7 protein-coding genes are annotated in these 7,537 nt (G+C 71.4%); 4 read left to right on the top strand and 3 right to left on the bottom strand.

Translation table 11 applies throughout. From position 1 onward, the window contains the following. Positions 1–81 precede the first annotated feature (81 nt). The 3 genes from Q5694_RS27305 to Q5694_RS27315 all read right to left on the bottom strand — a co-directional run bounded on the left by Q5694_RS27305 (position 82) and on the right by Q5694_RS27315 (position 3,128). Positions 82–813, bottom strand: coding sequence for a siderophore-interacting protein (locus Q5694_RS27305; RefSeq protein ID WP_333936039.1), 732 nt, complete (start codon positions 811–813; stop codon positions 82–84). A 309-nt stretch (positions 814–1,122) separates the two neighbouring features. After that, a complete protein-coding gene (locus Q5694_RS27310; protein ID WP_333936040.1) occupies positions 1,123–1,602 on the bottom strand; it encodes a MaoC family dehydratase in 480 nt (159 codons plus the stop codon). A 65-nt stretch (positions 1,603–1,667) separates the two neighbouring features. Next, a complete protein-coding gene (locus tag Q5694_RS27315; protein ID WP_333936041.1) occupies positions 1,668–3,128 on the bottom strand; it encodes a class II 3-deoxy-7-phosphoheptulonate synthase in 1,461 nt (486 codons plus the stop codon). Between the two features lie 258 nt (positions 3,129–3,386). Between Q5694_RS27315 and Q5694_RS27320 the strand changes: the two genes are divergently transcribed. From Q5694_RS27320 to Q5694_RS27335, 4 genes are all read left to right on the top strand, one after another. Beyond that, complete coding sequence (locus Q5694_RS27320; protein WP_333936042.1) at positions 3,387–4,979, top strand: 4-hydroxyphenylacetate 3-hydroxylase family protein; 1,593 nt, start codon at positions 3,387–3,389, stop codon at positions 4,977–4,979. Then, entirely contained in the window at positions 4,976–5,533 is a 558-nt protein-coding gene (locus Q5694_RS27325; protein ID WP_333936043.1) for a flavin reductase family protein, read from the top strand. Before Q5694_RS27320 ends, Q5694_RS27325 begins: the two co-directional genes overlap by 4 nt. A 51-nt stretch (positions 5,534–5,584) precedes the next feature. Then, positions 5,585–6,787 (top strand): FAD-dependent monooxygenase, encoded by a 1,203-nt coding sequence (locus Q5694_RS27330; RefSeq protein WP_333936044.1) that lies wholly within the window; start codon positions 5,585–5,587, stop codon positions 6,785–6,787. Between the two features lie 104 nt (positions 6,788–6,891). Continuing rightward, a complete protein-coding gene (locus tag Q5694_RS27335; protein ID WP_333936045.1) occupies positions 6,892–7,464 on the top strand; it encodes an acyltransferase in 573 nt (190 codons plus the stop codon). Positions 7,465–7,537: the final 73 nt, after the last annotated feature.

Consider the following 7,537-nt stretch of genomic DNA (forward strand, 5'->3'; position numbering starts at 1 on the left):
CCACCGGCTTGCACGCGCAGCGCTCGCGACGCGCGTGGTCGTTCCTGTGGAACGTCCCCGGAGGCCGGCCGTCCACAGCGTTCAGTCCGAGGCCAGTGGGTCGCGGTGGTCGGCCTCGTCCCGCTTCCAGTAGCCCTTCGCGTAAGCGCGGTCGCGGTCCAGGCCGAGGGCCTCGGTGAAGTGGCGGCGGATGGCTCGGATGGCGCCGGACTCGCCGGCCGCCCACGCGGCGACGCCCGTGGCCGGGACGCTTGCCTTGAGGACGGCGTCGCGCAGCGCCTCGCCCTTGGGACGGCCGGCGCCCCGGTGCACCCATACGACGTCCAGACCGGCCGCGCGGTCCACCTCGACCTCGTCCTCGGGCCCCTCCACTTCCAGGTAGACCGCTCCCCGCAGGCCGGACGGCAGGCTCTCGACGATGGTGAGGATGGCGGGCTGAGCGCTCTCGTCGCCTGCCAGGAGGTAGTAGCCGGTGTCGGGGACGGGACGGAAGGACCCCTTCGGCCCGCCGAAGGAGACCTCCTGGCCCGGCCGGGCGGCTTCGGCCCATCGTGCGGCCGGGCCGTTGCCGTGCAGGACCACGTCGACGTCGATCCGCGGTTCGCTGGGGGAGTGGTGCCGCACGGTGTAGGCACGCCCCACCGACCGTCCGTCCAGGGGGTCGGTCACGAACAGCTTCACCCACTGCGTCGGCTGGTCGCAGTGGAAGGCGGCCATCCCGGGCCCCGACAGCGTGATGCGGGCCATGCGCGGGGCGATCAGGGAAACCGCCTCCACCGTGGCGGTGTAACGGGCGCGGCGGGTGCGGAACATGCGGAACAGCCCTTCAGCTGACGGGGGTTGCCTGCCGGAAACGCTGCCGGCAGGCCGAGGACGGTCAGCGGCCGGGCGCTCGACGAGCCGCGGCGGCGGTTGTCGTACGTGTGGCGCCCGGCCGCACGCGGTGCCGATGACCCCGCGACGAGGTGGTCGGTGTCGCCTCGGGGTGGCATGCCCTGCAGACTAGACGCAACGGTGCGTGTAGTCAAAGGGGGGGCGTCCGGTGCTCGGCACGGCGACCCGTTTCCCTCCGGACCGGGGGAAATCCGGAGGGAAACGGGAGTCGGTGGCCGTCGGGCGTACTCAGCGGTGCGCGTCCGCTTCCTCGTGCGCAGTGCCGCTGCTCCGCGTGCGACCGAACAGAAGGCGCGTACGCATCCGGTACACGGCCTCACCCCGCTGGTTGTCCGCCTCGACGACGAAATGCACCGTGCCCGTCTCCGGGCGCCGCGGATGCGGTGCGGCCTCCTCCACGACGGCCCGTCCGTGCAGTTCGTCATCCGGGCGCACCGGCCGCAGGAAGCGGACCTCGTCCATCCCGTAGGAGCCCTGGCAGGCGGAGTCGGCCAGCAGGGAACGGACGAACTGGCCCATGACCACGGCGCCGGTGTGCCAGCCGCTGGCCACCAGGCCGCCGAAGGAGGAGCGGGCCGCCGCTTCGGGATCCACGTGGAAGGGCATCGGGTCCCACGTCCGGGCGTAGCCGATGATGTCCTCGCTGGTGAGCCGGGTGGTCCCCAGCTCGTAGGTGCTGCCGACGCGAAAGTGTTCGAAGTGCCGCACGGTTGAGGTCCTTCGTCCGGGAGTCTGGGTGATGGCGGGGAACCACGCGGGATCGGGCAAGGCGCTCAGCGGAGGGACGCCGTAAGAGCCGCGTCCGTCCGTGCCCCGGCCGAACGGACCGGGGCGGGCTCCGGGCGGGGCGGGCCGAGGCGGCGCTTCTCGGCGCTGAACCACTCGGCGACCCGGAAGGCCAGGTCCATCGACTGGCCGCGGTTCAGCCGGGGGTCGCACGCGCTCTCGTACCGCAGGTGCAGGTCGTCGGACAGGACCGCGTTGCTCCCGCCCACGCACTCCGTGACGTCCTCGCCGGTGAGCTCCACGTGCACCCCGCCGGGATGCGTGCCCAGCGTCCGGTGCACCTCGAAGAAGCCCGTGATCTCGTCGAGGACGTCCTCGAAGCGCCGGCTCTTGTGCCCGCTCGGCGCGGTGAACGTGTTGCCGTGCATGGGATCGCAGACCCACACCACACGGGCGCCCTCGGCGCGCACGGCCTCCACCAGGGCGGGCAGCCGGTCACGCACCAGGCCCCGCCCCATCCGCGCGATGAACGTCAGCCGGCCCGGCGTGCGCTGCGGATCGAGCCGGTCCACCAAGGACAGGACGTCGTCCACGGCGGCGTCGGGACCCAGCTTGACGCCGAGTGGATTGCTGACGCCCGCGGCGAACGCCACGTGCGCGCCGTCGAGTTGGCGGGTCCGCTCGCCGATCCAGAGCAGATGCCCGGAGAGGGCGTAGCGCCGTCCCGTGTCGGGGTCCGTGCGTGCCAGGGCGGACTCGTAGTCGAGCAGCAGTGCCTCGTGACTGGCGAACACCTCGGTGGTGCGCAGGGTGGAAGTGCTCATGCCGCAGGCCCGGATGAACGCGAGCGCCGCGTCGATCTCGGCCGCCAGCCGCTCGTAGCGGCGTCCCGCGGCGGACAGCGCCACGAAGTCGCGGTTCCACTCGTGCACCCGGTGCAGGTCCGCGTGCCCGCCGGCGGTGAACGCGCGCAGCAGGTTGAGCGTCGCGGCGGACGCGTGGTACACGCGTCCGAGCCGGGCCGGGTCGGGGGTGCGGGCCTCGACGGTGAACTCCAGCCCGTTGACGGCGTCGCCCCGGTACGAGGGCAGGGTCACGCCGTCGCGGGTCTCGGTGGGCCGGGAACGGGGCTTGGCGTACTGACCGGCGATGCGGCCCACCTTGACCACCGGAACGCCGGCCGCGTACGTCAACACGGCGGCCATCTGGAGGAGGACCTCCAGCTTGTTGCGGACCGACTCCGCGCTGACGGAGTCCAAGGTCTCCGCGCAGTCGCCGCCCTGGAGCAGGAACGCCCGGCCGAGGGCCACTTCGCCGAGACGGTCGAGCAGGGTGTCGCACTCCCTGCCGAACACCAGCGGCGGAGCGGCGGACAGGGACGACAGAGCGGCCCGCAGCGCCGGGGGATCGGGCCAGTGGGGCTGTTGCGCGGCAGGCAGCGCCCGCCACGCTTCGACGGAGGGTCCGGAGACCGGCTTCTGGTCCGTTTCCAGGTATTCCACGCTCAACCTCAACGCCTTCTGTTCCGAGGGGAGGGCAGGGGGGTGTGGTGGGCGCAGCCTGACACGCGCCGACCGGGCGTCGGCAGTGGGTCGTTGTGGCTAGAAGGACGGATCTACTACCCGGGTACTAGACCCAGCGGCCGACTGTCGGGGCCGGGCGCACTCCTGGAGCATTTCGGCAGGCGCAACCGGTCGTCGGCACGTGACGGCCGGCACGGTCCGCCGCACACCCCTCCACGCCGCCCGCCCGAAAGGTGATTCCGCATGACCAGCACCGTCAGCCCGTCCGGGTCCGCGTCCCGTCCGCAGACCGGGGACGAGTACCTCGAGAGCCTCAGAGACGGCCGGGAAGTGAGGATCTACGGCGAGAAGGTGCAGGACGTCACGACTCACGCGGCCTTCCGCAACAACTCCCGGATGGTGGCCCGGCTCTTCGACGCGTTGCACGACCCCGAGCGCAACAGCAGGCTGGTGGTCCCCACCGACACCGGTAACGGCGGATTCACCCACCCCTACTTCAAGGCCCCGTACACCCCAGGCGACCTGCGCGCCTCCGCCCGGGCCATGGAGGAGTGGGCGCGCATGACGTACGGCTGGCTGGGTCGCACCCCCGACTTCAAGGCCGCTTTCCTGTCCACCCTGGGCTCCAACAAGGAGCACTACGCGCCGTTCGAGGACAACGCGTCCGCGTGGTACCGCACCGCACAGGAGAACGTGCTGTTCATCGGCCACGGCATCGTCAACCCGCCGATCGACCGCAACCGGGGGCTGACCGAGCTCAAGGACGTGATGCTGACGGTGGAGCGGGAGACCGACGCCGGCCTCGTGGTCTCCGGAGCCAAGGTCGTCGGCACCGGGGCGGCGCTCACCCAGCACATCTTCATCGGCAGCTACGGGGTCATACCGAAGGGCGCCAAGGAGTTCTCCGCGTACTTCATCGTGCCGACCAACAGCCCCGGCCTGAGAATCATCTCCCGCCCGTCGTACGAATTCGCCTCGGCCACCGTCAGCAGCCCCTTCGACCAGCCCCTCAGCAGCCGCCTGGACGAGAACGACGGAATCCTCGTCTTCGACCAGGTGCTGATCCCCTGGGAGAACGTCTTCTGCTACGACGTCGACAAGGCCAACAACTTCTTCTACGGGTCCGGCTTCTTCTACCGGGCCATGTTCCACGCCTGCGTGCGCTTCGCGGTCAAGATGGACTTCCTGACCGGGCTGCTCGCCAAGTGCCTCGAGACCACGGGCACGTCGGAGTTCCGCGGCGTGCAGAGCCGGCTCGGAGAAGTCCTGGCCTACCGCAACATGTTCTGGGCCCTGGTCGACTCCATGGCCGAGAACCCCACCAAGTGGCCCGACGGCACCGTCACCCCCAACGGGGAGACGGCACTGGCCTTCCGCGTCCTGTCCTCGTCGATCTTCCCCAAGGTACGCGAGATCTTCCTGCGCGACCTCGGCAGCGCACTGATCTACAACAACTCCCACGCCCTCGACTGGTCCGACCCCGAGGCCCGCCCGTACCTCGACAAGTACGTCCGCGGCCTGGGCGTGGAGGCGATCGACCGGGTGAAGCTGATGAAGCTGGCGTGGGACGCGGTCGGCACCGAGTTCGGGGCGCGCTGGGAGCTGTACGAGATGAACTACGCGGGCAACCACGAGCAGATCCGCTTCGAGGCGCTCCACGCGCAGCAGGCTTCAGGGAAGTTCGACGACTACAAGCTGCTGGTCGACCAGTGCCTGTCCGAGTACGACGAGAACGGCTGGAAGGTCCCGGACCTGATCAACCCCAAGGACACCACCGTCATCGGCGCAGGCGCACCGGGCACCGGGACGACCGCTCCCGTCGAGGCCGCGCAGTGAGCAGCGGCACCCCCGCTCGGGGCGGTCCCGCCGCCCCGCCCGCGGTCGCCGTCCTGCCGGACCAGGCCCATCTGCGGCGCGTCCTCGGGCAGTTCGTGACCGGCGTGTGCGCGGTGTCGACCCGTTTCGCGACCCGATCAGGGCTGCGCCACGACGCCATCGCCGTGAACTCGTTCACCTCGGTCTCCCTCGACCCGCCGCTCGTGTCGATGTACCTGCGCGACGACTCCACCTTCCTGCGGCGGGTGCGCACGTCCGGCCAGTGGGCCGTGTCGTTCCTCGGCAGCCGGGCGCGCCCTCTGGTCGACGTCCTCACCACGCCGGCGGCCCAGCGCCCCCCGGTCGAGCAGGCCGCGGACTGGGCCGTCGGCCCGCACACCGGTTGCCTCATCCTGCCGGACGGCCCCGGAACGCTCGAATGCGCCCTGCACCTGACCCAGACACTCGGCGACCACGTCCTCGTCGTCGGACAGGTCCTGGGCGCCGTCGACCGGGACCACCAGCCGCTGGTCTTCCACCGCGGCACCTTCACCGAGGTCGCACCCGCGCCGTGAGCACCCGCCACCGTCCGGCGGTGGCGGACAAGGAGAAGGAGAGGAAGACCCATGTCGGGGAAACACCCGTACGTGGCCGTGGTGGGCGGTGGCATCGGCGGTCTGGCCCTCGCCCTCGGACTGCGTCGGCAGGGCGTCGAGGCGGTCGTCCACGAGCAGGCGCGGACACTGGCCCACCAGGGAGCGGGCATCGCGATCGGCGCGAACGGACACCGGGCCCTCAGGGAACTGGGCGTCTCCCAACGGCTGGCCGCCTCGGCCACCCAGCCGGTGCGTGCCGACTTCCGGCACTGGCGGACCGGCCGGTCCATGGTGTCGCACCGCCTGACCGGCATGTACGAGGAACGCTTCGGCGCCCCCTTCTGGACCGTGGAACGCGCGGCCCTCCAGCAGGCCCTGCTCACCGAACTGGGCCCGCGGCACGTGCGGCTCGGCGCGCGCTGCACCCAGGTGGAGACGACGGCCGACGCGGCCGTGATCCGCTTCGAGGACGGCAGCGAGGTGGAAGCCGACGCGGTCGTCGGAGCGGACGGCATCCACTCCGCCGTGCGGCACAGCCTCTTCGGCCCCGACGAGGCCGTGTTCTCCGGCACCAGCGGATACCGTGCCCTCGTGCCGATGGACCGGCTTCGGCACCTGCCCGAACTCGCCGAACCCGTCCTGTGGTTGTGGCTCGGGCCGGGCCGCCACTTCATCGCCTACCCGGTGGCCGACGGCAGCGCGCTGAACTTCCTGGCGGTGGTGCCCGATCACGGCTGGACCGTCGAGTCGTGGTCCACGGAGGGCGACGCGGCCGAGCTGCTGTCCGCCTTCGAGGGCTGGCACCCGTTCGTCAGCGAGGTCCTCGGTGCCTGCGAACGCCCGGGCCGCTGGGCGCTGTACGACCGTGAGCCGCAGCGCACCTGGAGCGCCGGCCGGGTGACGCTGCTGGGCGACGCCGCGCACGCGATGCTGCCTCACCACGGACAAGGAGCCAACCAGGCGCTGGAGGACGCGGTGGTCCTCGCCCACCTCCTGGCACGCACGGACACCGCAGGTGTGCCCCCGGCCCTGCGCGCCTACGAGCGCCTGCGCCGACCGCGCACCCGGCTGCTCCAGACGGGCTCCCGCAAGAACGCCGGCTGCTTCCAGCTCCCCGACGGGCCGGAGGCCGACGCCCGCAACATCAGGCTGGCCACCCTGCCCGACGACCTCGCCTGGATCCACGGGCACGACACCCTCGGCTCCCTGCGTTCGGCCCCGGCACGGGCGTGAACCGCCGGTCCGCACACCGGCCGGGTCCCCACCGCGACGACCATCGACGAACGGTGAGAAACACCATGGCAAGGATCTACTCCTTCGAAGGAAACGTTCCCGTCGTGCACCCCACGGCATTCGTGCACCCCGACGCCGTACTGATCGGCTCGGTCGACATCGGTCCAGGGTGCTATGTCGGCCCCCTCGCGAGCCTGCGGGGCGACTTCGGGCACATCGAACTGCGGACCGGCTCCAACGTCCAGGACGGTTGCGTCCTGCACTGCTTCCCGGGCGCCGACACGATCGTCGAGGAGGACGGCCACGTCGGGCACGGCAGTGTGCTGCACGGCTGCCGGGTGGGCCGGGACAGCCTCGTCGGGATGAAGTCGGTACTGATGGACGGTGTCGTGGTGGGCACGCAGGCGTTCGTGGGCGCCGGCAGCTTCGTCAAGTCCCGCTTCCACGTGCCGGAACGGCACCTGGTGGCGGGCAGCCCGGCCAAGGTCGTGCGCGAGCTCACCGCCGACGAGGTCACCTGGAAGGGCAACGGCACGGCCCAGTACCAGAAGCTGGCCCAGCGCTGCCTCACCGGTCTGCACGCGAGTGAGGCCGTCACCGAGCGGGCCACCAGGTCAGCCCCCGCCCGGCCCGGAGAACCCGAGCACGTCACCCTGCACGCGTACCGGTCCCGCTGAGGAGCACCGTTGAGCAGGTTGCGCTGGCTGACCGCGGGGGAGTCCCACGGTCCCGCACTCGTGGCGACGCTGG

The sequence above is a fragment of the Streptomyces sp. AHA2 genome, from assembly GCF_036857595.1.
Lineage (GTDB): Bacteria > Actinomycetota > Actinomycetes > Streptomycetales > Streptomycetaceae > Streptomyces.